At 39.3% G+C, this 25,669-nt stretch carries 22 protein-coding genes; 10 read left to right on the plus strand and 12 right to left on the minus strand.

The features are described from left to right. Positions 1–130: 130 nt before the first annotated feature. The 5 genes from HWQ39_RS20445 (at position 131) to HWQ39_RS20465 (ending at position 4,080) form a co-directional block, all read left to right on the plus strand. On the plus strand, positions 131–535 hold the full coding sequence (locus tag HWQ39_RS20445; protein WP_292849014.1) for a type II toxin-antitoxin system RelE/ParE family toxin: 405 nt from the start codon (positions 131–133) through the stop codon (positions 533–535). Next, positions 535–1,254, plus strand: a complete 720-nt coding sequence (locus HWQ39_RS20450) for a helix-turn-helix domain-containing protein (RefSeq protein ID WP_292849016.1) — start codon at positions 535–537, stop codon at positions 1,252–1,254. The genes HWQ39_RS20445 and HWQ39_RS20450 overlap by 1 nt, the downstream gene beginning before the upstream one ends. Positions 1,255–1,428: 174 nt before the next feature. Continuing rightward, entirely contained in the window at positions 1,429–2,778 is a 1,350-nt protein-coding gene (locus HWQ39_RS20455; protein WP_292849018.1) for a tetratricopeptide repeat protein, read from the plus strand. Between the two features lie 81 nt (positions 2,779–2,859). Next, positions 2,860–3,387: a CHAT domain-containing protein gene (locus HWQ39_RS20460; RefSeq protein ID WP_292849020.1), complete on the plus strand. Its 528-nt coding sequence runs from the start codon at positions 2,860–2,862 to the stop codon at positions 3,385–3,387. A gap of 9 nt (positions 3,388–3,396) precedes the next feature. After that, positions 3,397–4,080, plus strand: a complete 684-nt coding sequence (locus tag HWQ39_RS20465) for a CHAT domain-containing protein (RefSeq protein ID WP_292849022.1) — start codon at positions 3,397–3,399, stop codon at positions 4,078–4,080. Between the two features lie 199 nt (positions 4,081–4,279). Here HWQ39_RS20465 and HWQ39_RS20470 read toward each other — a convergent pair whose 3' ends face one another. Beyond that, positions 4,280–4,876 (minus strand): glyoxalase-like domain protein, encoded by a 597-nt coding sequence (locus HWQ39_RS20470; RefSeq protein ID WP_292849024.1) that lies wholly within the window; start codon positions 4,874–4,876, stop codon positions 4,280–4,282. A 196-nt stretch (positions 4,877–5,072) separates the two neighbouring features. Between HWQ39_RS20470 and HWQ39_RS20475 the strand changes: the two genes are divergently transcribed. Together HWQ39_RS20475 and HWQ39_RS20480 are read left to right on the plus strand one after the other, a co-directional pair. Further along, positions 5,073–5,702 carry a sigma-70 family RNA polymerase sigma factor gene (locus HWQ39_RS20475; RefSeq protein ID WP_292849026.1) on the plus strand — a complete coding sequence of 210 codons (630 nt, stop codon included), beginning with the start codon at positions 5,073–5,075 and terminating at the stop codon, positions 5,700–5,702. 98 nt (positions 5,703–5,800) lie between these two features. Next, positions 5,801–6,883 (plus strand): tetratricopeptide repeat protein, encoded by a 1,083-nt coding sequence (locus tag HWQ39_RS20480; RefSeq protein WP_292849028.1) that lies wholly within the window; start codon positions 5,801–5,803, stop codon positions 6,881–6,883. A gap of 658 nt (positions 6,884–7,541) precedes the next feature. On the opposite strand, the gene HWQ39_RS20485 is transcribed toward HWQ39_RS20480, so the two are convergent. The 3 genes from HWQ39_RS20485 to HWQ39_RS20495 form a co-directional block, all read right to left on the minus strand. Beyond that, positions 7,542–8,264, minus strand: a complete 723-nt coding sequence (locus HWQ39_RS20485) for a hypothetical protein (RefSeq protein WP_292849249.1) — start codon at positions 8,262–8,264, stop codon at positions 7,542–7,544. Between the two features lie 310 nt (positions 8,265–8,574). Then, positions 8,575–9,063: a DUF2267 domain-containing protein gene (locus HWQ39_RS20490; RefSeq protein WP_292849030.1), complete on the minus strand. Its 489-nt coding sequence runs from the start codon at positions 9,061–9,063 to the stop codon at positions 8,575–8,577. 206 nt (positions 9,064–9,269) lie between these two features. Then, complete coding sequence (locus HWQ39_RS20495) at positions 9,270–10,754, minus strand: HAMP domain-containing sensor histidine kinase (protein ID WP_292849032.1); 1,485 nt, start codon at positions 10,752–10,754, stop codon at positions 9,270–9,272. A 388-nt stretch (positions 10,755–11,142) separates the two neighbouring features. Here HWQ39_RS20495 and HWQ39_RS20500 point away from each other — a divergent pair, with 388 nt between their 5' ends. Further along, positions 11,143–14,865, plus strand: coding sequence for a hypothetical protein (locus HWQ39_RS20500; RefSeq protein WP_292849034.1), 3,723 nt, complete (start codon positions 11,143–11,145; stop codon positions 14,863–14,865). A gap of 123 nt (positions 14,866–14,988) precedes the next feature. Here HWQ39_RS20500 and HWQ39_RS20505 read toward each other — a convergent pair whose 3' ends face one another. Then, positions 14,989–15,420, minus strand: a complete 432-nt coding sequence (locus tag HWQ39_RS20505; RefSeq protein ID WP_292849036.1) for a hypothetical protein — start codon at positions 15,418–15,420, stop codon at positions 14,989–14,991. A 451-nt stretch (positions 15,421–15,871) separates the two neighbouring features. Further along, positions 15,872–16,516: an ATP phosphoribosyltransferase gene (hisG, locus tag HWQ39_RS20510; RefSeq protein WP_179067730.1), complete on the minus strand. Its 645-nt coding sequence runs from the start codon at positions 16,514–16,516 to the stop codon at positions 15,872–15,874. Positions 16,517–16,592: 76 nt separating this feature from the next. Here hisG and rppA point away from each other — a divergent pair, with 76 nt between their 5' ends. Both rppA and HWQ39_RS20520 read left to right on the plus strand, forming a co-directional pair. Further along, positions 16,593–17,288, plus strand: a complete 696-nt coding sequence (rppA, locus tag HWQ39_RS20515; protein WP_292849251.1) for a two-component system response regulator RppA — start codon at positions 16,593–16,595, stop codon at positions 17,286–17,288. Between the two features lie 109 nt (positions 17,289–17,397). Next, positions 17,398–18,030, plus strand: a complete 633-nt coding sequence (locus HWQ39_RS20520; protein WP_292849039.1) for a Uma2 family endonuclease — start codon at positions 17,398–17,400, stop codon at positions 18,028–18,030. A gap of 165 nt (positions 18,031–18,195) precedes the next feature. On the opposite strand, the gene HWQ39_RS20525 is transcribed toward HWQ39_RS20520, so the two are convergent. From HWQ39_RS20525 to HWQ39_RS20550, 6 genes are all read right to left on the minus strand, one after another. After that, complete coding sequence (locus HWQ39_RS20525) at positions 18,196–18,513, minus strand: hypothetical protein (protein WP_292849041.1); 318 nt, start codon at positions 18,511–18,513, stop codon at positions 18,196–18,198. Positions 18,514–18,627: 114 nt separating this feature from the next. Then, positions 18,628–20,517 carry a HEAT repeat domain-containing protein gene (locus tag HWQ39_RS20530; RefSeq protein ID WP_292849043.1) on the minus strand — a complete coding sequence of 630 codons (1,890 nt, stop codon included), beginning with the start codon at positions 20,515–20,517 and terminating at the stop codon, positions 18,628–18,630. A 128-nt stretch (positions 20,518–20,645) separates the two neighbouring features. Then, positions 20,646–21,677: a 1-acyl-sn-glycerol-3-phosphate acyltransferase gene (locus HWQ39_RS20535; RefSeq protein WP_292849045.1), complete on the minus strand. Its 1,032-nt coding sequence runs from the start codon at positions 21,675–21,677 to the stop codon at positions 20,646–20,648. Between the two features lie 591 nt (positions 21,678–22,268). Continuing rightward, positions 22,269–23,093: an SIMPL domain-containing protein gene (locus HWQ39_RS20540; protein WP_292849047.1), complete on the minus strand. Its 825-nt coding sequence runs from the start codon at positions 23,091–23,093 to the stop codon at positions 22,269–22,271. A gap of 499 nt (positions 23,094–23,592) precedes the next feature. Continuing rightward, positions 23,593–23,970: a hypothetical protein gene (locus tag HWQ39_RS20545; RefSeq protein WP_292849049.1), complete on the minus strand. Its 378-nt coding sequence runs from the start codon at positions 23,968–23,970 to the stop codon at positions 23,593–23,595. 507 nt (positions 23,971–24,477) lie between these two features. Beyond that, positions 24,478–25,566: an NAD(P)/FAD-dependent oxidoreductase gene (locus HWQ39_RS20550; RefSeq protein ID WP_292849050.1), complete on the minus strand. Its 1,089-nt coding sequence runs from the start codon at positions 25,564–25,566 to the stop codon at positions 24,478–24,480. Positions 25,567–25,669: the final 103 nt, after the last annotated feature.

The raw sequence follows: 25,669 nt of genomic DNA on the forward strand, positions 1-25,669 counted from the left end.
TTGAAAAAACCTGTCTCTTGTTTTTCTTGGAATAATTTATTCTTTGGAAGTCCCTAATCTATGCGATATTCCTTATAAAGAATAATATATTGACATTCTTTATAAGGAATACTATAGTTTGAGGTAGGAAGTGAATTGGACTTGGGAACTTTATCAAGATGTCAATGGAGAAATCCCCAAAGATTTGCTTGCTTTTTTCATTAGGATGATTCCTGAACAGGAGCAACCAGAAAATCCACCAAAGCCATTACTGAGTCTTTCCGAAACTAGACGTTTACAAGTTAACCTTGGCTACCTGTGTAACAAAGGACTCGCATCACTCACCAGTGGCATCTTTGAGAAACTCGAAGATGACCTGTATGAGTTACGTATGACCAAGAGCGAACATAATCCAAGGTTTATTTTAACGGCTGCAACACCTCAGCGATTTGTTGTGCTGAACGCCTTTATGAAGAAATACGACAACGCTATTAAAGATAGAGACAAAGAGCCTGCAAGAGTAAGATTACGTGAATTGCAGCAGAGGGAAAATTGATGAAAAAACCTAATTTTCAAGCTTGGTTGCAGCAGAAGGTAAGCGATGAGCCAGAAGTGATTTTGGCGGGAAAGTTAGAGTATCTGCGTCTATATCTTACTGATGCCATGCGGAAAATACGTAATAAAGCAGGATTGACTCAGGCACAGTTAGCCCAAAAGCTGGGAGTAAAGCAGGCGGCTGTGTCCAAATTGGAGTCGGCGTTAAAGGAACATGAGTTGGAATCGGTGTTGCATTATTTACATACATTGGGTGCAGATTTGCTGGTAGCCGTCAAACAAGGTGATGACTTATATCAAGCTAGTGATAACGAAGGTGTGTTGCTGGTAGATGTACCAGATGTAGTTTTCCAAAAAGCATTGGCGGCAAACATGAGCGTCCGAGAATATGTGCGTGTCGCTGTTGAGAAGTTTTCTGGTGAGGATGATGGACTGAAAACAGCTTTGGTAAAACTACTTGAAAGTGACGATTTGGTGGCGGTGAAAGTAAGAGCGCGTTTAGGTTCAAGGACAATCGGAGAAATTTCTGTAGAGTTGGAAAAATGTTTGAGTCTATCTGAAGAAGATAAGATTTTTGCTGTAAAAAATGTTTTGGCTGCTAATATGGCGTGTGGAGAAAGTAATCGTGGAAGTAGTGATGAAGTTGATGAAATTGAGTTATTGGATTTAGCTGAAGAATTGCTAGAAAAGTTGGCAGAAGTTTTTGGGAAAAATAACTAGATATTAACTAAATCAATATGGTAAAAGGATTTGGATTTAAAACGCAAACCATAAGTATTAAAGAACGTGAAGTATACAGACATTTTTTAGATAAGATTTTGCAAATAACTGAACAGGGACTTCAGAAAGGCCAATTAGTTTACTCACTTTTAGAAACAAACCTGGAAAAGTTAAATGATGTATTTGCCGAAGTATTGCGCCCTTCTTGCTCAAGCTTTACAAGTCTATACTCAACAATCTTTTCCTAAAGAATGGGGTTTACTTCAAATATTTCTTGGGGAAATATACTTGAGTAAAATTAGAGGAGAAAAGGCTGAAAATTTGGAACAAGTGCTTACTTGTTGTCAAAATGCTTTACAAGTTTATACTCCCGAAGTATCTTGCGACCTTTGGGCTGCCATACAAAATTGTTTAGGAAGGGCTTACTTTCATCGGATACATGGAGATCACGAAGATAATCTAGAAAAATCCATCGTATTTTTTGAAAGAGCTTTGCAAATTTTTACCCATGAAGCTGCTCCAGAAAGCTGGGCAGAGACGCAAAATAATTTAGGAAATGTTTACTGTAAGCGTATCAGAGGAAAAGCATCTGAGAATCAGAAGCAATCGATTCTTTGTCTAGAAAATTCCCTTGAGGTATATAACCGCGAAACTTATCCTGAAACTTGGGCTATAATTCAGGGTAATCTCGCTGTTGCCTACCAAAAGCTGATTGAGGGAAAACCTAGTGAGAATATAGAACGAGCAATCGTTTACCATCAAAAAGCTTTGCTGATACATACCCAACAGGCATTTCCTGAAGAGTGGGCGAAGATTCAACACAATTTAGGAAATGCCTATAATGCTCGTGTTAAAGGAAAGGAAGAAAATAATCTTGAATTAGCTATAAATGCATATCAAGCTGCTTTACAGATTCGTAATTTTGAAAGCTTCCCACAAACATGGGCAAATACTCAAAATAGCTTAGGGACTACCTATTTTAAACGTATAAAAGGCGATAAATCAGAGAATTTGGTCTTAGGTATAGCAGCTTTAAAAGCAGCTTTAAAAATTAACTCTCCAGATGCTTTTCCCAATAGCTGCTGGGTAAACGCTTGTAATCTTGGTTATGCAGCATTTACTGCTAAACTTTGGTCTGAAGCTATTTATGGCTATGAACAAGCAATTAATGCTATTGAAAAAATCCGTACTTGGGTAACTTCTGAATTCCGTCGTCAAGAAATTTTAGAGGAATCTATCGGCATTTACGAAAGCATGGTGCAAGCCTGCATCAACGCTGGACAAATAGAAAAAGCTTTTGAATATTCAGAGCGATCGCGTTCCAAACGCCTGGTAGACTTAATGGCAAGTAACGATATCTACCAAAGCGGCGAAATTCCTCCAGCAGTTGAGAAGTTATTGCAGCAGTATGAAGAACTGCAACGACAAATTGACCAAGAACGCCAAAGCCAGAAATCTGAAAATAATCGCAGTGAAACACGCGCTGCATTCCAAGCTTATAATGAAGTGATCGCATCTTTATAAACCCAAAAACAACAAGTTTGGGAAAATCTCAGACGCGAAGATCCCGTATTAGCTGGCGAAATTCAAGTTAACCCTCTCAGCTTGTCAGAAATTCAAAAACTAATTGACCAATCCAATACAGCTATCCTCAGTTTCTACACTACCAACAGCGACACTCATATTTTTGCCGTGCAGCAAGACAAAATTACTCTCCACACCTGCACAGGACAAGGCTTAAATACGTTGCAAGGCTGGATTAGCCAGAATTGGTTATTGCCTTATATGAATGATTCCCAAAAATGGGAAACTCAAATTAATAGTATTCTCCGCGAATTAGCTGAACGCCTGCAAATATCTGAACTCATTTACCAACATCTTCAAGGAATAGAAGAGTTAATTTTAGTACCTCACATATTACTACATCAGATTCCGTTTGCCGCTTTGCCTACAGGAGAATATCAGGAATATTTAGGAGATAAATTTATCATTCGTTATACCCCAAGCTGCCAAATTTTGGAATTTTGTCAACAACGCGACAATGTAGGGAAATTTAATGAAATATCTCTACAATATGGAACTGTGGAAGATGCTGAAGATAACCTTCCCTGTGCCAGATTTGAAGGCGAATAACTCGCCAAAATGTACAACATCCCACTAGAAAACAGATTAATTGGCAGCAGTCAAGCCACTTCCAAGAACTATCGACAATTAGCACAACAAGTTCAAGTACTTCATTCCTGCCACCATGCCCTATCTCGCCTCGATAATCCGTTAGAATCACAGTTAAAATTAGCTGATGGTAGCATCACCTTGGGGCAATTGATGACACCAAGCTGGCGTTTACCTCAACTTGTAGAAGTATTTCTGTCTTGCTGCGAAACTAATTTGGGTACTCCTTCCTTAACTGACGATATTCTTACTCTCTCCACAGGCTTTTTGTGTGCTGGTGCTAAAAGCGTTGTTAGTACTTTGTGGTCAGTCAATGATTTAGCTACAGCATTATTTTCCATTTTTTATTATCAGCAGCGACAAGAAGGTAGAAACCGTCCTCAAGCATTACAGAAAGCGCAAATTCAGCTACGAAAATTTACAAGATTAGACCTAAATAAAATATTTCAGGAAGTAGAAGTAAGGGAAAAAGCACTGATAGTAAATAGAAAAAAATATCCTTCAGATTCTATCGAATATCAACAATGGAAGCTTGAATATAATATGTATACTAAATTGAACAGACGAATTAAAGAAATTGAAAACTCTACTCAGCAATTTCCTTTTTCAGAGCCTCATTACTGGGCTGCTTTTATTTGCCACAGTTTACGGTAATAAAAATGTTATAGGTGATCGTGAGAGTACTACTAGTTTTGCTCATCAACCTGATTTAGATTTGGTAAGAATTCAGAATTTAAGTCCAATCTAAAATCTAAAATTGATTGACCTATTATATAAAAAAAGATTGGGTGGTACGATGCCTACGACGACGAGCTACGCCAAACCCAATCTCAAATAATCTAAAATCTCAGAACTAATTCGCTACCTCAGCCACCTCAATAACTCGCCCTTCATAGTCCTTGACTAAAAAATTCAGGGGTTTTTGGTTACGAATCTTCAATTTCAAACCGCGTGTTTCGACTCGCATTAAAATCATTTCTAGGCAGTCGTGGTCAAAACAGACGTGGCGTTGCTGATTTTTGCTACCTAAGCTCGCGCCAGTAATAATGTGTAGCTGGGTGTTTTTCTTCAATTGATACCACAGCCCATCGTTGGCATTATTCATCATTTTACCAGACAAGCTTGGCCCAGTAGACATATATAACGGATCAATGCCAGTTGCGCCTATAGTTTGTTCGTAGTTGTAGTAGTAGTGCAATGGCACTTCAGCTGCCGGCAAATCTAGCAGCCCTTCATACAACTGTCGGGCAATTTCCAAATCTGACACCATTACAGTGTGTACTTTTGGCGCACTGGTGAGAAACATCCACATGGCACCAGCGTAAGCTGCTAGCAGCATTACCATAATGCCTTGGGTGGAAAATAGGCTATCCAAGGGCAGGGAAGGCAGAAAGGAGCCTAAAGTAAGGGGACTGACCAGGAATGATATCACACTAGCTGCTATAACCATGAACAAATAAGGATTCTATAAGGTAGTTGATTTTATGACTGTCGATTAAGACTAAAATTAAGTCCTTGTTTCTAGTTTATCAATACTCAAGTAGTCTGAGTCTCATCTACAAACTGAACAACACCAAGATATTATGCGATTAACTAGGGGAGTGCAATTCCCAAAACTATTTTAACAATTATCAATCGCAAGGCTCATGCAAATTCCTCATTTTACGGAAGCTAATCACCCGCTAGTGAAGTCGCTATTCCATCACAGTGACCATGAACTACTAACCTTGTTCCAGCGCTATCCAGATGCCGGAAAGTACTTTACGGTAATTTTTTGCCGCTATAGTCCCATAGTCTATACCTTAATTCGGCATTCGGCGCGATCGCCTGTACAGGCAGATTATCTGTTTGCCCTTACCTGGCGACATATCTATTACGAACTCGGTGGACTCAAATTAACTGACTCTGAATCTGGCGAGGAAGCCTTAACCATGCAAAATTGGTTAATTAATATGACAGCTTTCTGTATTAACGAGATTAAATTACCACCCACAGAAGCAATTCATTATTCTCTGCAAGCGACTTCGCCACCGCTATGGTGCTATGTGGAACAGGCGTTAGACCAACTACCACCAGTTTTACGATTGATCGTGTTAATGTCTCAAACTTTCCACTGGAGTGAAACTAGAATCGCTGCCTATCTCCAAGCCGAAGGAGAAGCGATCGCTCCAAGTGTTGTAGCCAATTTTCTTCAGGAAGGCTATCGTATGCTAGAGGACAAATTACCCGCAGATATCCGCGCTATCTACTTTGGGGAAGATTTAGCTCAATCATAGATTAAGTATAAATGCGTATACTAAATGTCTTCAATTTAAAAACTTAAAACTTCTTCTTAGACCTTTTACTTAAACCCGCAACTTTACGGGCAATTTTTATGAAACAACAGCTTGTATTTTCCTGGCAAAAGGTAGGCTTAATTTGTGTAGGTACAATTTCTCGTCCCCAGGTACTTTTACACAGCTTTTTACTGGTTACTTTTTTGCTGAGTCCTGTAGCTGCGAGTGTGGTTGATATTACGCAACAACTCCATCGACCTTTAAATAGTTCTGTTGGGCGACAATCAAGAGATGAAGCAGATAGTTTGCTGCGTATCGGTGAACAACAATACACTTCAGGATATGCCGACAAAACAGTTGCGTCTTGCTTGCGGGCACTAGAACTATATCACTCAATTGGCGACCTGAAAGCACAAGGTCTAGCGTACAATTTGCTTGCTAAGGCTTATATCCAGCTTGGTAGTTCAAAAGAGGCAGAAGATGCTTTAAGAAGAGGATTAGCGATCGCTCGTGATACTAAAGACTTCCAAGCTCAAATTTTTGCGCTGAATAATATCGGTACATTTCTGCTGCAACAAGGCGAATCTGCTATTGCTGGTAAAACAGTTGAAGATGCGCTCGCAATTGCTCATGGTGTGAACAATATTGAAGGTGAAGGACTATCTTTGAGTAATTTGGGTTTGGTAACTGCCAGGTTGGGAGATTACAACAAGGCGATTAAGCTTTACGAAAATGCTTTAACTTTCCGCCGTCAGACTGGTGATGCCATTGGTGAAGCAAATACCCTGAATAATTTAGGTGATGCCTATTTAGCATCTGGAAATTATCAAGATACTATTGCTACTTATGGTGAAGCAATGCGGATAGCTAAAACTAACCATGATCGCACTAATGAATTAAGAGCAATTGACGGTTTAGTTACGGCTCACACTGCTGTCGGACGTTACGAACGCGCCTTTGACTTACTAGAGCAACGTTTAGCACTTGCTAAAGAATTGCAAAATTTGCGAGAAGAATTAAAATCTTTTGAATCTTACGCTCAGTTGTATAAGCAACAAGGTAATTACTTAACTGCCCGTAATTTTTATGAAAGGGCGATTACACTAGCGCGGACATTGGAAGATAGCAAGCAAGAAGTGCAATTGCAGGATCAGCTAACTAAAATGCTTCAGCGGAAGTGAGCAGTCAATTTAATGTTAAAAGGGCAGTTAGAAACCGCGTCTCCACAGTCAAAACCCACTTGCGTGGGTTATAAAAATAGATTTTTTCTTAGGGAACTCCAAGAAATAAATTATCCAATATTGTGGGGTGGGCATCTTGCCATAGGTGTCAACTTAAGCTGGAAATATCTTATCTGTTGGCTTCCATGCCCGCCCGGAAATAAATTTTTTTTGGCTTTTAGCTTAAGTCTACTGAAGTAAACTGGAGATTTTTGGCGATATTTAGTCATCTTCAGATGACTTTAGCTATTAGACGGGAATTGAAATTCCCGGCGGACAAGCGGTTTCGCGTTAAGTTGACACCAATGGCATCTTGCCCGCCCCACAAGAGCTAATTGGATATTTTTTATTTTGTCAGTCCCTTAGCCCAGGTTGGTGTAGCTCTTATTTGTGTAGCCGCGAATGACTTGAGACTGTTGGTCAATTCACGGTTGGTTTGACCCCTCACCCCTAAAACATTGGTTTGGCGTTGCTTTCCCGCCCGGAAATAAATTTCGGGCTAATAGCTCAAGTCCGTTTCAACGGACTGAAAGCAGAGTAATGAGGAATGATGGTTAGACCTCAGACTCCCTATTAATTCGCCAACAGTCTCATGACTTTCGCCCTAGCTCTAAGTTGATTAATTCAAAAGTACTGAACCATTTCGTTCAATTCTCATCGCACTTCTACCCTGTGTGGCATTGGTGGCTTCCTTAAATGTCACTTGCAAGCTTCCTGGTTCAGAAGAGCCTTGTGGAGTCACTATTAACTGTCCGCCATCTTGTCGTTCAAATGTCACTGTTACTGGTGCTTTGAGATTTTGCAGTATTACATCTGACTTACCTTGTAGCGATCGTGGTGCAGTATCGCCAATCACTTGGAAAGTTACATTAGCCGCAGTCTCATTTACCAACCTGACATTAACCATACCATTCGTTAGTGCGATCGTCGCACTAGGAGTTTGTCGCGGTTCTAGTTGTGGTTGTTGATCAGTAGAAACCGCGCCTGGTGAAGGCTGTTGAGTTTGATTGCCAGGGTTTGGGCGTGGTAGCCTGACACCTGGTTCTGGGGCTTCCCCACCACCGACACCCAATCTTGTTTGCTCTTGTGACGGAGTAGCAGGTACAGGAAGAAGCCCTTGAGCGGCTAGTCTTTCTGTTAGCGCGTTGGGAGGACATCCCTGTGGTACTACAACCTGATTATTGTGTGGTTCTTCGTAAAAAATACGAGGACAAGGGTTAATTTTGGGGATAGATTCTTGGGCTAATACTTGAGGAATTGCAGACAGGCTAATCAGCAATCCTCCACAAATAGTGCCAAATAACTTAACGGACTTGCGAAATTTTTGAGACTTCATATTCATCATTGACTCCTAGAAAAACATCCAAGTTATCTTTTTTTAATATTTTTCAAACAGCCTACTTAAATTATTACTATTTAAGCTGTTAGTGTGTTTATGCTCAATAGAATCTTAATAAGTAGTTCTGTTTTTCGTATCTAACTGTAGACATGAAAATTATCTAAGCTTCGATATAAACTTTTGATTCATAAGAGTGAAAATTCTCAATCATTAGTGAGAAATTATGCAAAGTAATCAAAAAATTAATGAGTTATGAATTTAAAACAATTCATAACTCATACCTAAGAATTTTAGCTATAATAGTTTAATAGCTTTAAGCTTCTTCCCAAAGCTGGCGAACTTTATCAGGCAGCCAGCTAGCAACTTCCTGAATTCGTTCTGACGATAATTCGTCTTTAGTAGCAGAAAACACCGCCTTAACTACCTGCTCGCGTTCTACATTGGGTGGCATTCCCCCTTCATTTGCGACTCTAAATAAGAAGCGATCGCTATCAATTTTAAAGATGCCAGGGCCTTGCCAAGGTGGACGTACCCGACTTAAAAACCCCACAATTGGATTTGTATCGTGCCACAGGTCTGCAATATCAATTTGCAGCGATTTATCATCGGTTATTTCGGCCGGTTTTTGCAGTTCCCCTTCAACTCGATCAGCTGCTTCTGTAGTCATCAGATCGCGCATCACCCGAAATACTACTTCGGTGATGTCCCTAGCATCGTAAATGTCTGGCAAACCACTTTCAGCCTTGACTTTTTCCAAAAATGGTATATCTTTTTCTTTTATATCGCTGGAAGAAGTTGCCATTTAAACCCCCAAAGTATTATTCATAGATGCATATCTGCCAAAATAAAATAGCAGTATGTATAACTACGCCAGCAAATAAAGAGGAGCAGAAATATCAAACTGTAGCAATTAAATAAATGGCTAAATCTTGCAACTGTTGTTATGTACAGTAGTAAATTTATTTACTACTGTACATCTATCACAGGAAACAGAAATTTCTGATCAAATTAAGACTCAAGAGTTATTGGTAAAGTGATAGTAAAGGTAGTGCCAATGCCTTGGGTACTTTCAACTTGAATATGACCCTGGTGATGTTCGACAATAGCTTGAGCGATCGCTAATCCCAATCCTGAACCAGTAGCGCTAGCTGTAGCTGTATTCCCAGTCCGATGAGTACGTGCCGGATCTACTCGATAAAAACGGTCAAACAAGTGTGGTAGTGATTCTGCTGGAATTCCAACTCCGGTATCACTCACCTTAACTTGCAACTGGGCACTAGTGTTACGTAATCCAGAAACGCGATTTATTCCCTCAATCCGCGCCAATTCCACTTTCACCTGTCCACCTGCTGGAGTATAATGCAAGGCGTTAGCAATTAAATTTGTGAACAGCCGCACCAATTGATCCCAATTGCCCACAAAGGTAAACCAATTTTCCAGTAATTCTGGGCTAGTTTCAGAGGCAGGAGGATCAACTAAGTCCAGAGAAAGGGCGATTTCTTTTTCAGGGACTAACAATTGTTGTTCTTCAACCACCTCCATCAGCAAAGCATCCAGTGGACAAGGTGAAAAAGTATCTTTGCTAATACCACTATCCTGCCGTGCAAGGAAAAGTAAGTCATTGACTAGCTTACCTAAACGCTGCGTTAACCGTTCCACCACCTTTAACTGTTGCCGATACTGCAAAGAAGTAGTTGTTTCTGTCTCTGCTAAATCCAAGTCAGCAAGAGCAACTTGCACATTAGTTTGAATCAAAGTAATAGGACTTCTAAGTTCGTGAGAAGCATCAGCAGTAAATTGTTTGAGGCGTTGATAAGACTCGCCGACAGGTTCCATTGCTTTACCCGAAAGAAACCAACCACTTGCACCTACCGAAAGCACCATTAACCCTATACCTAGCGCCAAATCAAAAATTAACTGGCGACTGGGTTTAGTGACTTCAAACCAGGGATGACTAACACGCAGATATCCTAATACTTGCCGTCTCACTTCCACCCGTTGTGTGACTTGTCGTAATAAGAGTGGGGAAGGTGGTGCCCCCTCTGGGGATAAGGGGTAATGGGAAGTTAGCAATTTGGAATTTTCATTCCCTCCCTTGACTACACGCACAGTTTCACCAGTACGGTTAGCACGAATGGGAATATTTAGAGGTTCCGATAGCGTTGACCAAAGTAATTTTCCAGTCGGACTAAACCATTCTAGGTCGATGTGGTCATCTTCTACAGTATCGGTATTGTCACGAAGACTGGCTTCTACATTAATGCGAAATTTATCTGCATCAGCATCAATTGGCTCAAATATCAGCGTAGACGCACAGCGGCTAGTTGTAAGACAACGCTCCACTATTTCTACTACATGATTAAGGGTGTCATCAATCCGCTCAATCAATGTACTGCGGACGTATAAATAAACGCCACTGGCAAATAGTAATAGTAATACAGCAGTAACAGCAGTGTACCAAATTGCAAGACGGCGGCGAGTAGCCTGAAACATATTTGTTACCTAAATTTTTGACTGAATATCTACATTACGTGTTTGTACGGCTAAAAAGTAGCTCAATTTTCTTGCTCTGGTAATTTTGCTGAGGTTTAATTTTTACTGAAGAATTACACTCTTGTTGCAGTAAATCTGCTTAATCCTCTTTTATTCTTTACAGACAAGATAAAAAATCGGTTTTCTTAGGCTATTTATAGCGAATTAACCAAAACGATTGTTGAATAAATTTAAATAAATCAACAAAAACCTAAGTTTTAAAAATTAAATTGTTGCAAGTTTCTGATAATTACAAATTTATTTTTGTTGCCAAGGTAACGAGGGTCAATGTCCAGCAATTTAAATTCATTCTAATTTTTATTATTGATCTACCAAGCAGTATACTTATATGGTGGAAACTCGTAAAATTTTAAGCTCAAGAATTTTAAGAATCTCGTTAAAGAGATTAAATAAACATCTAAGAATAATTACAACTTACTTTTTATCTTCAACACTTCTGTTCAAAATAATATTAGTACAATTTTCTGCAATCGCCTTAGAGTTTGATGGCAAAGATAAGATTACTTTAACTACAAAAAATAATCCAAACACTATTGATGGTAATTCGCTAAAATTTGAAAGTTTAGATAAATCCCCAAGTCAAGCTCTATTAAGACAAACTTTAAAAACTGCTAATCCTAACTTATATATAACTAAAAAGTTATCCAAATTTAACAAAATTAATTTAATTAGAGAAAATAATGTAAATGCTACTAATAAGAGTTTCCTTAAATCGGTTGAAGGAGGCATGAGGAGCAAATCATCTGGGGATTCAAACCCGGATGATTTGGCAGCCCTAAAAGAGATTCCAGTGGAGGTCTTAAACCCTTGCCCTCTCTGGTCGGAGCAGAAGAAAGATAGCACAGAATTAGCGAGTTACACTACCTCCTGCACAACGATCGCGGACTCAGACTTATTAAAGCAAACTTTAAAAGATCCCAATTCTAACTTAGATAAAACTAAACAATTATCCAAGCTTATTGAAATCGATTTAATTGAAGAAAATCATCCAAGTCATAGTAATAAGAGTTTGCTCAACTCGGATAAATTAGATAGTTTGCAAAGTCAAACTCCATTAAAACAAACTTTAAAAGATCCCAATTCTAACTTAGATAAAACTAAACAATTATCCAGACTTACTGAAATCGATTTAATTGGACAAAATCATCCAAGTCATAGTAATAAGAGTTTGCTCAACTCGGATAAACTAGATAGTTTGCAAAGTCAAACTCCATTAAAACAAACTTTAAAATATCCCAATTCTAACTTAGACAAAACCAAACAATTATCCAAACTTGCTGAAATCGATTTAATTGGACAAAATCATCCAACCCATAGTAGTAAAAGTTTGCTCAACCCGGATAAATTAGATAGTTTGCAAAGTCAAATTTCATTAAAACAAACTTTAAAAACTCCTAACTCTAACTTAGATGAAACTAAAGAGTCATCCCAATTTACCATAGCCGATGTTATTCCAATTGAACAATATAAAGTAGAGCCTCCTAAACCATCTGATGAAGGTGAAGAAGAAACTAAACCAAATACAACTAAACCATACACACCAACACAAGAAATCCTAATAGAAAAACTACGTAGTTCAAAAAAGCAACAACAAGTAAAACAAAAACAAATAATTATTGATGCTCTCACATTTAGTGCGAATAAATATCCTTGGATTGTTAACCCAACAGATAACCTTACCTTCTCCACAGAATTATTTAAGCCAAATGAAGATGAAAATTATATAGATACGGATATAAGTGTAAGATTTTCTGGGGATAATCAGATTATTAATAAATTTACTTATGCTAAATTCCCTAAAGCTGACCAATTTTATTGGGTTCTCGATAATAATAGAATTGTAGTTGAAACTAAAGGCTCCCAAGTAGGCATTCTCTCTCAAGGAAGACAAACCAATACTTATATCACCCAAAATGTGACCTCCCAGCAGGCATTTTGGGGATTGCAAACCCTGTTCGCTATACCTACAGATTTTCAAAATTTAGGTGGAGATGTTGGTACTGATAATTTTTCTATAATTTCAATAGCAGGAGAATTGGTAAATCCTGAAGGTATACCTGCTGGCAGAGTTATTATTAATAGTGGGATTGACACAAACAACCCTAATGTCACGGTTCTCAAAAATCCTATTCCAAATATTGGTAGTGCCTCTACTTTAAGTGTGAGTGGTGGGCAAGCTTTATTTCAAGCTTTAGATGCTATTAATGCTCCCAAAATTCTCCAAGGCTTTCCAACAACGAATATACAACCTTTACTGGATAATGGAAATGTCCAACTTCAAGTAGGTGAAGTTATTCCTAATAGCGCCCTCGAAGCTGCTGGTATCTTCTGGGGAAATATCCTGACGGGAGAAGGTTTTGGTTTTACTGCTCCTGTGTCTTCTTTTCCAGGTATTAAGATTGCCCAACTTGGAAAATTTGATAACTTTGATTTGTTAAATGTAGCAGTCAATCCTTTTCTCTCTCAATCCGAGAAAGACTTTCATTATCTTAACTCTTTACAATGGCTATCTTTAGGAAGAAGACAACCTGTATTTGAGACACTATCTCAAACTCAAGAAATTTCTGATTGGCACAGACTTTATGTTAGCCATCCTCATAATCGTAGCTTAATTCAATATGATCCAGTTGCAATTAAAGCTACTTATACAAATATTTTTTCTGCTCCAGGATTATCTCTAACAGCTAAATTCAGCGATACTAGTATTGATGCTATTCAATCAGTGAATTCTACATTAGGCTTGCTATTAGGTGGAGTTTTTGAAGCTATTAAAATCGATAATATTCAACATGGTCTAGAAGAAGCTAGACAAAAATTTAAGAATGGAGAAGGTTTTACTCCTCTAAATACACCTGCTACAGCTGACCAAAGAAGACAAATTAATAATAGGCTGAATCGTACTTTATCTTATGCCAATGCATCCAGTGGACTAGAGCAAGTATCTGGAACTTATACACTTCCCAGTCAAGTTACTCCTAATAACTCCAGCATTTTGCAAATAAGAACGGGAAACTACAAACGAGCCGTTCAGTTTCTTGAAAGAAATATCACTATTTTAAATGAAGGTGATACGTTTTTTTCCGATCTCAGGCTTTCTAATAAAACATTCGGCCCTCTAACTTACATTGGTATCCCAATTCCTTTAAATGATACTTCCATTAATCCTATTAACGAATCTTCTGCCGCAGAAGTAATTTTGACAAACCCCCAAGGGCAACAATTTGTACAAAAATTTAATTCAGCAGATACAACATTAGTACCGCTCCAGGTGCGAGCAGCTGATTTAGCATTTGATTATATGGAACTCACTAGAGTTGACAAAATAGGTGTTAGTTTTAATAACTTTAATGGTTATCTATCTTTACCCACAGTTGAATTATTAGCAGCAGGTTCTTCTGGAAATTTTAACTATAGTGCCAATTTAGGAACGTGGTTTAATGTAGATGCCAACTCAGCACCAGGCATTTCCAATAATAATTTGGGAATAGAAGAACCAACTTTTGGTATTTATACTAATATACTCCTCAACTATATTAAAACTGATGTCCGGTTAAATTCAGCTAAAAAGCCTGTAGCTATTAATACTCACGTACCATATTTGAGATTTAATTGGAATAGTGCCTCTAATAAAAATAATCCTTTCTCTACTTTTTTAAGTTATCTATATCAGCATCAAGAAAGAAATTTCGGTTTCTCTTTAGCTCCTGGTGTAGCTTTTATTGAGAATAATAGCAATGGGGAATTTTTAGGTCTTTTTAATGGTGAATTTAGTACTAGTTATGGTTTAAATCTAAAGACAGACCTAGAGATGGGCAAAGAATATTTCTTTGAATTTCAAGGGTTACAAAGAGTTAGCAAAAATATTTCAGCTGGTGCTTATCTAAAAAATTATAGTGTTAACAATATTGGTTTGAACAGTCGAGTTTCTGGCTTCAACTATGGAATTATTTTGAGGCACAGTTTCCCAGATAATAGTGTATTTATAGAAACTCAAATTGGTACAGGTGAAAATGGTTTTGACCTTAAGCTTCAAGGTGGTTATCGATTTTAATAGTATTAATGTAACGCACCAAAATAGAGACGTTGCAATCCAACGTCTCTAAAACATTAAATAAAAATATTACTGACTTATTTAATCAGTAAGGAATCTAAGCCTTTTAATTGTAAATCCTGTCTAATCTAAAGCACCCAAAGGATTATTACCAGCGCCGGCTCGGATTATAGTTGTCATATCTTCAATCGAAGCACCATTATTTAATAAATTAGCCGTCGTATCAATAAACGAGTTTGGGCTAGAGACTGTGGTAGTTTTTACTACTCCTGGAGTTATAGTTAGACTAGTTATGGTTTCGTCATTTCCGCCTATTATCCCTCCGTAAGTAGGTGTAATTTTTACACCTCCGTCAAAGTAAGAGCCAGAAGGTAAAGTTACCTCGCCACTGACACTGAGAAATGCACCAGAAGGTTTAATAATACTAACAGCACCACGAGCAGTAGCTTGTTGTGCATTTACTGGCGCTGCTAAAAAATTTCCTACACTCACTAACCCGAATAGGCAGATACTTCCCCTAAGTATTATGGATAAATTGTTAGAGAAACTATTCATGTTTTATAAACCCCTCATGCTTTTCGCTTTAAGCTCGTTCCCAGATTTTGCTTGGGAATGCAGATTCCACCTGAACTAGCAAAAGTAGAGGCGTAATCTTTTTTTAATTTCTTTTTACAGATAAAAATATATGACCCTGGCTGTGAGCATTTTGTTAAGAATGGACATTTTTCGGGTGCGTATTCTTACGCAACGGCTCTAACTATTCTTCGGTGAGTGTTTCAGGGTTTATATGGATATCACAAAGCTGTGTGAAGGGATGATGAGGAGTTGCGGTAATTCACCAACGCTTTGATTCCATTTGCTAAGGGGTTAAAGAAAAAATTGTAGGTTGGGTGGAGGCTTTGCGTAACCCAACCTACGTATAATGCACTATTTTAAGCTTGCCACGCTAGTAGTGTTAGCGATCGCAAAGGTTTGTAGAAGCTTCATTACGAATTACAAATTGGTGTTAAACCTCCACCAAAACTACTTCCCGTAGTTTGGCAATCACATCATTTAGATTACCCGTGTTCAGGCGATAACTCAAAGGATGGGCGATCAATCGCGCTGTGCTTTCATACAGAGTAGCGATTTCAATTAAACCATTTTCGCGCAAAGTTCGCCCTGTCGAAACTAAATCCACGATCGCTTCTGACATACCAGTAATTGGGCCTAGTTCTACTGAACCATACAATGGCACTATTTCCACAGGCAAATCGAGACTGTGGAAATATTCACGAGCGCAATTCACATATTTTGAAGCAACTCTACCATGTGGTGGTAAATCTAAAGGCGATGTATAAGAACTGGATGCTTTTACCGCCACTGACATCCGACAATGACCAAACTGCAAATCTACCAAGTGGGCAACTTGCGGCTGTTTCTCTCGCAGCACATCGTAACCGACAATCCCCAGTTGTGCCTGACCATATTCCACATAGACAGGTACATCCTGCGCGCGCACCAGTAAAGCTTTGGCAATTCCTTTTGTGTCAGGAATTTGAAGTTGGCGAGTTCCTGAATCTAAAAAAGCACTAAAATCTAATCCCACACCTTGTAGCAGGCGGATGCTATTTTTAAGTAGTTCCCCTTTTGGCAATGCAACAGTCAGCATTCTTTTTCTTAGTATCCTTGGCGTTCCGGCAATTGAATAATATTGAGAATATCTCTATATGCTTACCACAAGCAGCATGATAATTTTATTAGTTGATGATGAAATTGAATTAACTCAACCCTTGAGTCGCTTGTTAACTCGTGAGGGTTACGCTGTAGATGCCGCTTATGATGGGACATCTGGCAGCGAACTGGCACAAGCAGGCAGTTATGACCTACTGATTTTAGATTGGATGCTGCCAGGAAAAACGGGGTTAGAGATTTGTCAGGAATTGCGACGCCAAAGCAAAACCACTCCCGTGCTGTTTCTCACAGCTAAAGATACTCTCGATGACCGCGTTGAAGGTTTAGATGCTGGTGCGGACGATTACTTAGTTAAACCTTTTGAACTGCGAGAGTTACTAGCCAGAGTCCGCGCTTTATTGCGTCGTTCCGGTTCTCAAATCTATGAAACTACCACCGGACGACTTACTGTCGCTGATTTAGAACTCGATTGTGACAATCAAGTTGCCTATCGTCAGGGACGGATAATTGAACTATCGCAAAAAGAAAGCCAGTTATTGCAATACTTTATGGAACACACTGGACAGTTGTTAACTCATGCCCAGATTATGCAAAATTTGTGGCAAGAGGAAGAACCCAGTAGCAATGTGATTGCGGCATTAATTCGTTTGCTGCGGCGTAAGATTGAGGTGGGTAAGGAAACTACGCTGATTCACACAGTTTATGGTAAAGGCTATCGTTTTGGTGCTTCATCAGTAGAGTCAATTTAGCGAAGAAATTTTTGTGGGCACTGCTTAGTATTTGCTTAAACCCTAATTTTTATGTTGTGGGCATTATCCACCCTACGGTAATTTGATTTTTACTAGGAGAGAAAAAATAATGGTCATCAGCCTGAAAGAACTTTTAGACGACCCAAAGCTTGCAGATATTGATGATCCAGAGGAAAAGTTTATCACTAGTGGGGTAAGCTGGCAAATGTATGAAGCTTTACTAGCCAAACTAGAAGATAATTCTCATTACCGTGTCACCTATTTGGATGAAATCTTAGAAATTGTGTCGCCGTCTATAAGACATGAAAATATCAAAAAACGTTTGGCTATTTTGATAGAACGCTATCTCTACTTAAAGCGAATTCGATTCAACCCAATGGGAAGTTCCACAATTAAAAAACAACTCAAGCAAGCCGGGGTTGAACCAGATGAATGTTACTCGCTTTACGAGCCGAAAAATATCCCAGATTTAGCTATTGAGGTGAACATCACTAGTGGAAGCATTGATAAATTAGAAATTTATCGCCGTTTAGGAGTTGCGGAAGTTTGGATTTGGCAATTCAATCGGCTCAGACTTTACCACTTACGGGAAGAAACACCGTCTGAGTTTTTAGAGACTTACGGCTACGAACAAATTACGTCAAGTGAATTATTGCTAGAACTGAATATTGATTTATTAGAACAATGTATTCAGATTTCAGACGAGATTCAAGCCATTGACGAATTTGAACGAGGTGCGTAAGTTTAGTAAAATTGCGCGTAGGCGTAGCACATCGCTATTTGCGATCGCTTTACAATAGCCTCATTATTTCATTTTTGAAGGGAAAGGCATAACTCTCGAAGTTCGCGCACAAGTAGGCATCAAAACGAGAATGGCTATATTTTGCTGTTGATTGATAAGTTTTGTTTAAGCGTTGTGAACGAAGACATAAGTTTTGTCACAAAAACACAAGCATTCTGGACGAAACAAGTTGTGTTGTGGACGAACGGACAAGTTTTCTGTAACAACGGACAAGCATTCTGGACGAAACAAGTTGTGTTGTGGACGAACGGACAAGTTTTCTGAACCAAACAAGTTGTGTTGTGGACGAACGGACAAGTTTTCTGAACCAAACAAGTTGTGTTGTGGACGAACGGACAAGTTTTCTGAACCAAACAAGTTGTGTTGTGGACGAACGGACAAGTTTTCTGAACCAAACAAGTTGTGTTGTGAACGAACAGACAAGCTGTGGTAACGAAAACAACTTTATTTTTAACGTCCACTTCTGTTTTGGTAATAAATTGACAAGCTGTTGCGATCACGGCAACTTTATTGGTAACGTAGCTACTGCAAAAATACTCAAATTATTCGTGTGAGGAGGATTTTCTTTAAGCTTCGCATTGCACGAGTAACAACATTAGACTGATGCCAAGCTTGGTAGAAATCGGGGTAAGGCATATTCTGGGCGCATTTCCACAAGACACTGTAGCAGTCATCATCAAATAGTTGATAACCACTTAAAGTTTTAACTACCGCAAACTGATGGTTATTATCTAGAATTTGCTCTAAGCTTTGTTCTGCCAGGATACGAATGAGGTCATCCACATCTGTTGATTCAAGCAGTTGTACCAAGGCGGTGATCGCTTGTGGATTACCTCTACCGATTTTCCCTAAATTTTTTGCTGCCAGCCTACGGATGTAGTCATCGACTTTTGTTGATTCCAGCAGTTGCACCAAAGTAGCAATCGCCAAGTCGTTGCCAGGATTGATTTGCCCTAAGTTTTCTGCCGCGTATATACGAGTGTATTCATCTATATCTGTTAATTCCAGCAGTTGCACCAAGGCAGCTATCACTTGTGGATTATCAGAGTCGATTTGCACTAAATTTTTTAGTACCAGAGTACGGCTGTTCTGATCCGTATCTTTTAATTCTAGTAGTTGTACCAAAGCAGCGATCTGATTTTCATTGCTAGTACTGATTTTTGCTAGGCTATATGCCGCCATCCAACGGGTTTCCTCATCCAAATCTGTTGATTGCAGCAGATGGGTCAAGGCGACGATTACATTTTCATTGCCAGTACCGATTTTTTGTAAGCTATATGCCACCAGCCAACGCGTGTCCTTATTTAAATCTGTTGATTGCAGTAGATGGGTCAAGGCGGCAATTACATTTTCATTACCAGTACCGATTTCTTGTAAGCTATATGCTGCCCGCATACGTGTGTCCTTATCCAAATCTGTTGATTGCAGCAGATGGGTCAAGGCGACGATTACATTTTTATTGCCAGTGCTGATTTCTTGTAAGCTATGCGCTGCCTCCATACGTGTGTCTTTGTGCAGATTTTTTGATTGCAGGAGTTCTACCAAAACTGCAATTGCATTTTTATTGCCAGGATCTATTTGCCCTAAACTTTTTGCCGCCTGTATACGTATATCCTGATGGACATCTATTGATTGCAGCAGTTTTACCAAAGCGGCAATTGCCTTTTCGTTGCCAGTGCCGATTTTGCCTAAGCTTTTTGCTGCTTGCCAACGGGTAATTTCATAATACTTATCAGTTGAATGAAGCTGTTGCACCAAAGTGGCGATCGCATTTTTATTGCCGGGGTCGATTTCTCCTAAGGTTTCTGCCACTTGGCAACGGGTAATCTCAAACACATCTGTTGAATGTAATAGTTGCATCAAGGCATCAATTACTTTTGTGTGGTCTGTTTGTTGCAGTGCTGATCTAGCTTGCTCTTTAATTGAACATAGACCATCAATTGTCCACTTGACAATTTGGGCTACTATTTCATCCGCTCTGGAATAATCCCTAAACTCGGCAATTCCTACTGCGGCTAGAAAATACGCTCGATACTCATAAAAACCTTTGTCTACTTGATCTTGAAAAAACCATACTCCACATTCATCCCTAAAATTGATTAAAGCCGTAATAAACGCTTGCTTGTGTTTTTTGGCTAGATCCTCACGCCCAAGCCAGAGTAAAAACGGTTGCTTCCATTGCGGCTTAAAGATGCGATAAGTTCCTTGACTGGGATTTTTGGGAACATGGTTAAGAAAGAAATGCCAGTCATCAATTGCCTTAGCAGCAAAGTACTCTTGAAATGAGGCATGAAAGAAAGCGTAAACAGGTTTTCTATTTGTATCTATCCCTACACAGTTCACCCAGCCGCGATTTAGTGCCAATTTCAGCAGTGAATTTTCATCATCAACATCTCCCAAAAACTGACTAACAAAATCCTGCCGCAAGCGAAAACGGGTTGCTTCTTTATCTATGGCTTCTCTAGCTAATTCCCCTAATTTGACATTGAGTTGCTGACGCTGCTCAGGTGTTGTAGTAAATTCCTCTTATAATCAACAAATTTCAGCTTGTAGTATTAAGATTTACCCAAAAACTGATTAATTTGAAGTTGCAGTTTTTCTCGTAATTGTTGCGCCTGTTGATAGGCTACTGCACGCCCTTTGTTTGACTGGGTGTCTAATCCTGCTGGTTCTAAAGGCTGAATAACGCAACGCAAACGAGTTCTCATCGCCCAAACTCCCATTGAGGGAAACAGAAGTAAGACAAACATCAAAGGCGACAAAGGCAAGAATGGTAATTTGACCAACCGTTGCAATTTGGTGAAATTAACAGCCCAAGGATGCAGAAATTCACTGCCGATGCAAACCACTGGGAGAATGGGAATATGATAGCGATCGCTCAACTGAATAAAGCTGACATCAAACTTTTGTAGTTGATAGCGTCTTCTCCAACCTTTTGCAAGTCCGCGTGTACCTTCGGGTGCATATAAGAGAATTTTACCTTCAGCCATTGCCGCCTCAAAATCATCTAATTCGGCTCGCACACCACCTAAAACCTGTGACCATTTAGGCGGTAGCCACCAAATCACCCAAGGATGCTCAAATAATACTGTACTTGCTATAGGTTGTAATACCCATCCTTTGGCTTCACTTAATAAATAACCCAAGGTCAAAAAGTCCCAAGGAAAAGACATCCCGGCATGATTCATTGCTACAATCAAAGGCCCTGTTGGCGGTAAGTTTTCGACTTGTTGTAATTCTCCCCGAAAATAGTATTTAACGATGGGGGCAAGAATTTCTGAGCGAAAAGCTTGTTGATATTTGGGATCGAATTCACCAACTTCTTTTCGGGGTGAACGAAAACCCAGACGCAACCAACGACTTAAAATCGCCAGATAAAATCCGCCAGGAATTAAAAATAATCCATATTCTAGCCAATTCCAACCATCTGGATCGGTGTGATAGTGCTGCCAATGGCGGTTGAATAAAATTAACCAGCCTGGAGGATACCAAAGACAAAACCAATCAAACCAGCGAAATAGATAGCCTTTACCTGGTGCATTTTCTAGTTGACTGTTTAGGAGACTTTCGGAGTGTTGATTAATCAAAACAGTTTAATATGATTCAGTAAAAATATTTTGGTTTTTCAGTAATTATTATGCCAAATTCTTGAAGAAGAAGTCAGAATTCAGAATTCAGGAGTCAGAATAAAGATGCGAGGCTCTCTACGTTTGCCTAGTGTGTTGCAGACAGATGCTAAGAGGCTGTTTGAAAAGTATTAGGCGAATATAATGAGACTGTTGGCGAATTAATAAGGGGTCTAACCCATCATTCCTCATTACTCTGATTTCAGTCCGTTTCAACGGACTTGAGTTAATAGCCCGAAATTTATTTCAGGGCGGGAAAGCAATGCCAAACCAATGTTTTAGGATTAAGGGGTCAAACCCACCGTGAATTGACCAACAGTCTCATATAATTCGCTACTACACAAACCAAGTATACCCCCGTGGGTTTTGTCTCGTGTAGCCGCGATTTCTAATCGCCAAGGCTAGTAACAAATTAGACTTTTAAAACAACCTCTAAAAGCGTAAGCTTACTTCTCTGTAAGGGTACGAATACTTGCATCGCGGAGTCGCTAATGCTGTGCTATGTGCCACTCGTACAGAATTCAGGTGCATCTACACACTGAAAATAAATACTTATTTTGTTGTATATGTCACAAAAATATCCTTTTTCATCTCTACTTCTGCTGGGGCATCTGGATTGTAAGCTGGTGATAATAAAAAACTAGCAAATGACGGCAAAGTAACTCCAGTTTTAGAGCTACATGAGGGATAAAATAATGTGTAAAATGGCTCGGCTACAGAAGGAGTTCCAAGTTTAACTTCCATAGCTGTTGCTAAAGCCTGAGCGCGACTTTGAGCGTCTTTCATCGCTGATTGATAAACTGAACTCTGCAAAGCCTGACAATCATTGACTGCGTACTCTACACCTACACTCTTAATAGATATATTTTCAAGTTTGCTCGTGGATTTGTTTGCTGTAGCAACAATTTCCTGGATGCGATCGCGCGTTGGTTTTTCCAGTTTCACTAATATCTTGGCATTGTTTTCACTAGAATTTGTGTTAATTTGTACCTGAATTTTATCAGCACTAATCCCTTTGGCAATTAAGCTTTCTACCACAGGCTGGAGAGTTGCTTTAGTTAGAGATTTTTTGTTTGGTAAAGGTTCTGTCGGTGTTTTTTCATTTAAGAGTAAAGTCAATGAAGATAGCCGGCGAGTTTCTGGGAAGGCTGATGGTTGCGTTTGTAACTCATCATTGCTACCTCCACTACTGAATACCAGTTCAATATCCGCTGTATCTGCTGGCACTCTCACTGCCCCTTGACCGATTACCATTAATGAATGGCGATCGCTCGCTGGTGGGTAGAATAATTGGGCATTAGTGACCTTGGGTGTTAATGCTCCTACCCCGAAAGTCACGGTCATACTTACCAGCATTAAAGCAGTTATTTTTCTCATGTCCTGGGAATTTCCTTTGAACTTAGTAATTGTCAAAGTTTACACCTCAAGAGGAATATACTGAATCCTTTATCCAAAATAATTGACGGGAGCATCCCAAATGTGTAAAAACATAATTTGTCATTGCGTACTCCTTCGGGTTCTCCGAAGGAGTACGCAATGACAAGTAACGATTTTGGTAAATTTAGAAAATTGGGATGTTCCCATAATTGACTAAAAAAGGTACTAAGGACTAGGGACTAGGAAGAGTTTTCTTCTCGTGCGAACGCTGCGCGAACAAAACTTGGGTAGTAGCCTTTCAAGTTTTCCCAGTCCCCAGTCCCTAATCCCCAGTCCCTTTTTCAAATCCTACGTATAGTGTCGGTTGCGCTTTGAGAAAAAAATATTGAGCTAATCCCACGTCTTTTTCACTGACTTTAGTTGTGGATTAGCTCAATATTCAAAAATTAACTGCGGACATGATTATATTTCAGCAGAGAGCCAAATCTTGTTAAAACTATTAACCAAACCAGTGAGAAGGTTCACAAGCTGGTTCAACTGTTTCACAAAGATGATTGCCAATCCAATCTGACTTTTCTTGAACGATTAAACAAATGCCTTGGTGAATCAAATTCTGTAAATGTAGTTGCTGTTCTAAGAGTTTACGAGGCAATTTGTAATAAGCCAAGGTTCCTTGTTCAGCCTCCGCTAGCGGAATCTGTCTGTCAGACATCGCGCTGTAAAAAGAAGGAATTCGGTTGAGGACGAAAGTAATTAGCTCTTGGCGTAAGTCAGGAATCGCAAAGGCTTGTTGATATGGATGAGATGGATATGTCTCCAAAACGCTTTCAATCTCTTCTACTACTGATTGCTGTGTTAAATTGACTACCGTTTTCATGATTTTTAAACTCCCTTTTTAATCAAGTCAATGCTTGGTGGAGAAAATAAATTTTTTAGATGGCAACGTTGTTATGACAATCAGTTAAAAGTAATTCAACTGATAGATGCAATAGACCCTGAAACTAGCCTTTTATCTTGGTAAAATGTCAGACATTTGGCTTTGCTTATTTTAGGTATTTTTATATTGTGAAACAATATAACTTTATTAAAACAGCATCCAATAAACTGGCAAGCTACCGACGTTTTATATTTATGATCCTAATTATTTCAAATTTCTGCCAAAAAGGCAGAAATCTACATAAAACGCAGCATCAATGCTAGGGGATCAAGGTTAATGGCAATGAAAAACCTGAATGATAAACAAGTTTTTCATGAAATTAAGCTTTTTTGGTAATTTACATCACTTTTTAGGTTTGCGGCAAAGTGTGCTGTTTCATCTAAAAAACTTATTGGTTGCACTTTGATTTAGTAAGTCAGAAAAGTAGCGACTCGCTATAGTGCAAAATCAGTCTAGCGATAGATTAAAAGATCGGGCAAAAATGTTTAAAAAGTTCACATTGTCTAAAGGTAGATGACGCAACTGATTATTAGTTTTATTAGCCGCAGCTAATCCAGAAAGCATTGCACCTTCTACAAGATTGCCGTCACACCAATCACCACAGCAAACTAAAGGTAAAGGAGTTCCGGCTGACAAAAAAGCTTCGTGCCAAGGACGGCTAGGAAAAGCATAACGCCAACGATGTACCTGCATCCATTCGGGAGTATTCAGCCAAGGAAGAGACAGAGATTCAGCTGCTCTTTGCAACATCAGCTGTCCAGCAGGTTGTAAATCTTGTGATTCTAAATGACATTGGGCAAAATCAGCACTACTTTGCACCACAAAATGTGGTTGTTGAGGATTAGGACGCTTGCTACTGTCCAAACCAATCCATGCTAAATCAGCATCATCTACAAAAGTTAAAGCTTTCCACTGAGGGAAGGGTTGCGATGTAGAAGGATATCCAGCGATCGCACTAATCGAAGGATAAAATTCTACAGAACGCAAGTTATCAAGAAAGACTGTATCCAATATACTTTCACCCAACGGTTCTAACAGCATTACGGCTTGGGGTGCAGGAATAGCAAGAACTATCGCTTTTACAGTTAATTCTTCGTTACTAGATTCCAGAGTCAGACACCAGCTATTTTCGGGAGTTTGAGTAATAGCAATGACACGCTGATTCAGTAATATTTCTAAACCGGGAGCGAGGGATTTTGCGATCGCACTCATTCCCCCAGGTGCAACATAACGCGGACTGCGGTTTTTAGGTTCAGATAAAGGAACACCTGTTGTAAGTTCGTAAACCTCATCTGTCCAAACTTCCAGGATATGGCGCGATCGCAATATTTTCACAAAACGTCCAAACAATTCACCCTTTGGTTTCAGGTAACAAGCCCCATGATCTGCCCAAGTTCCATGCAAACGGCGTGTAGCTAGTCTTCCCCCCAAACCACGCGACTTTTCCACCACTACCACCGAATATCCAGCTTGACTTAACTGCTGGGCGCAGACTAAACCGGCGATTCCGGCACCAATCACTGCAATATCAGTCATGAGTCAATAGTCCCTAGTCATTGGTTATTAGTTATTGGTCATTAGTTATTCGTTATCATCAAAGGACAAAATTATTACTAATGACTGCTGAAAGCTAATAGTA

The organism is Nostoc sp. NMS8 (genome assembly GCF_017115045.1).
Lineage (GTDB): Bacteria > Cyanobacteriota > Cyanobacteriia > Cyanobacteriales > Nostocaceae > Nostoc.

Bases quoted from the DNA above. Each gene is read 5' to 3' on its own strand.
- HWQ39_RS20485 (WP_292849249.1), bottom strand. From the start codon at position 8,264: ATGAATATGAAGTCTCAAAAATTTCGCAAGTCCGTTAAGTTATTTGGC.
- HWQ39_RS20465 (WP_292849022.1), top strand. From the start codon at position 3,397: ATGTACAACATCCCACTAGAAAACAGATTAATTGGCAGCAGTCAAGCC.
- HWQ39_RS20520 (WP_292849039.1), top strand. From the start codon at position 17,398: ATGGTCATCAGCCTGAAAGAACTTTTAGACGACCCAAAGCTTGCAGAT.
- rppA (WP_292849251.1), top strand. From the start codon at position 16,593: ATGATAATTTTATTAGTTGATGATGAAATTGAATTAACTCAACCCTTG.
- HWQ39_RS20490 (WP_292849030.1), bottom strand. From the start codon at position 9,063: ATGGCAACTTCTTCCAGCGATATAAAAGAAAAAGATATACCATTTTTG.
- hisG (WP_179067730.1), bottom strand. From the start codon at position 16,516: ATGCTGACTGTTGCATTGCCAAAAGGGGAACTACTTAAAAATAGCATC.
- HWQ39_RS20475 (WP_292849026.1), top strand. From the start codon at position 5,073: ATGCAAATTCCTCATTTTACGGAAGCTAATCACCCGCTAGTGAAGTCG.
- HWQ39_RS20550 (WP_292849050.1), bottom strand. From the start codon at position 25,566: ATGACTGATATTGCAGTGATTGGTGCCGGAATCGCCGGTTTAGTCTGC.
- HWQ39_RS20505 (WP_292849036.1), bottom strand. From the start codon at position 15,420: ATGAATAGTTTCTCTAACAATTTATCCATAATACTTAGGGGAAGTATC.
- HWQ39_RS20450 (WP_292849016.1), top strand. From the start codon at position 535: ATGAAAAAACCTAATTTTCAAGCTTGGTTGCAGCAGAAGGTAAGCGAT.
- HWQ39_RS20500 (WP_292849034.1), top strand. From the start codon at position 11,143: ATGGTGGAAACTCGTAAAATTTTAAGCTCAAGAATTTTAAGAATCTCG.
- HWQ39_RS20470 (WP_292849024.1), bottom strand. From the start codon at position 4,876: ATGGTTATAGCAGCTAGTGTGATATCATTCCTGGTCAGTCCCCTTACT.
- HWQ39_RS20480 (WP_292849028.1), top strand. From the start codon at position 5,801: ATGAAACAACAGCTTGTATTTTCCTGGCAAAAGGTAGGCTTAATTTGT.
- HWQ39_RS20495 (WP_292849032.1), bottom strand. From the start codon at position 10,754: ATGTTTCAGGCTACTCGCCGCCGTCTTGCAATTTGGTACACTGCTGTT.
- HWQ39_RS20455 (WP_292849018.1), top strand. From the start codon at position 1,429: ATGATGTATTTGCCGAAGTATTGCGCCCTTCTTGCTCAAGCTTTACAA.
- HWQ39_RS20545 (WP_292849049.1), bottom strand. From the start codon at position 23,970: ATGAAAACGGTAGTCAATTTAACACAGCAATCAGTAGTAGAAGAGATT.
- HWQ39_RS20540 (WP_292849047.1), bottom strand. From the start codon at position 23,093: ATGAGAAAAATAACTGCTTTAATGCTGGTAAGTATGACCGTGACTTTC.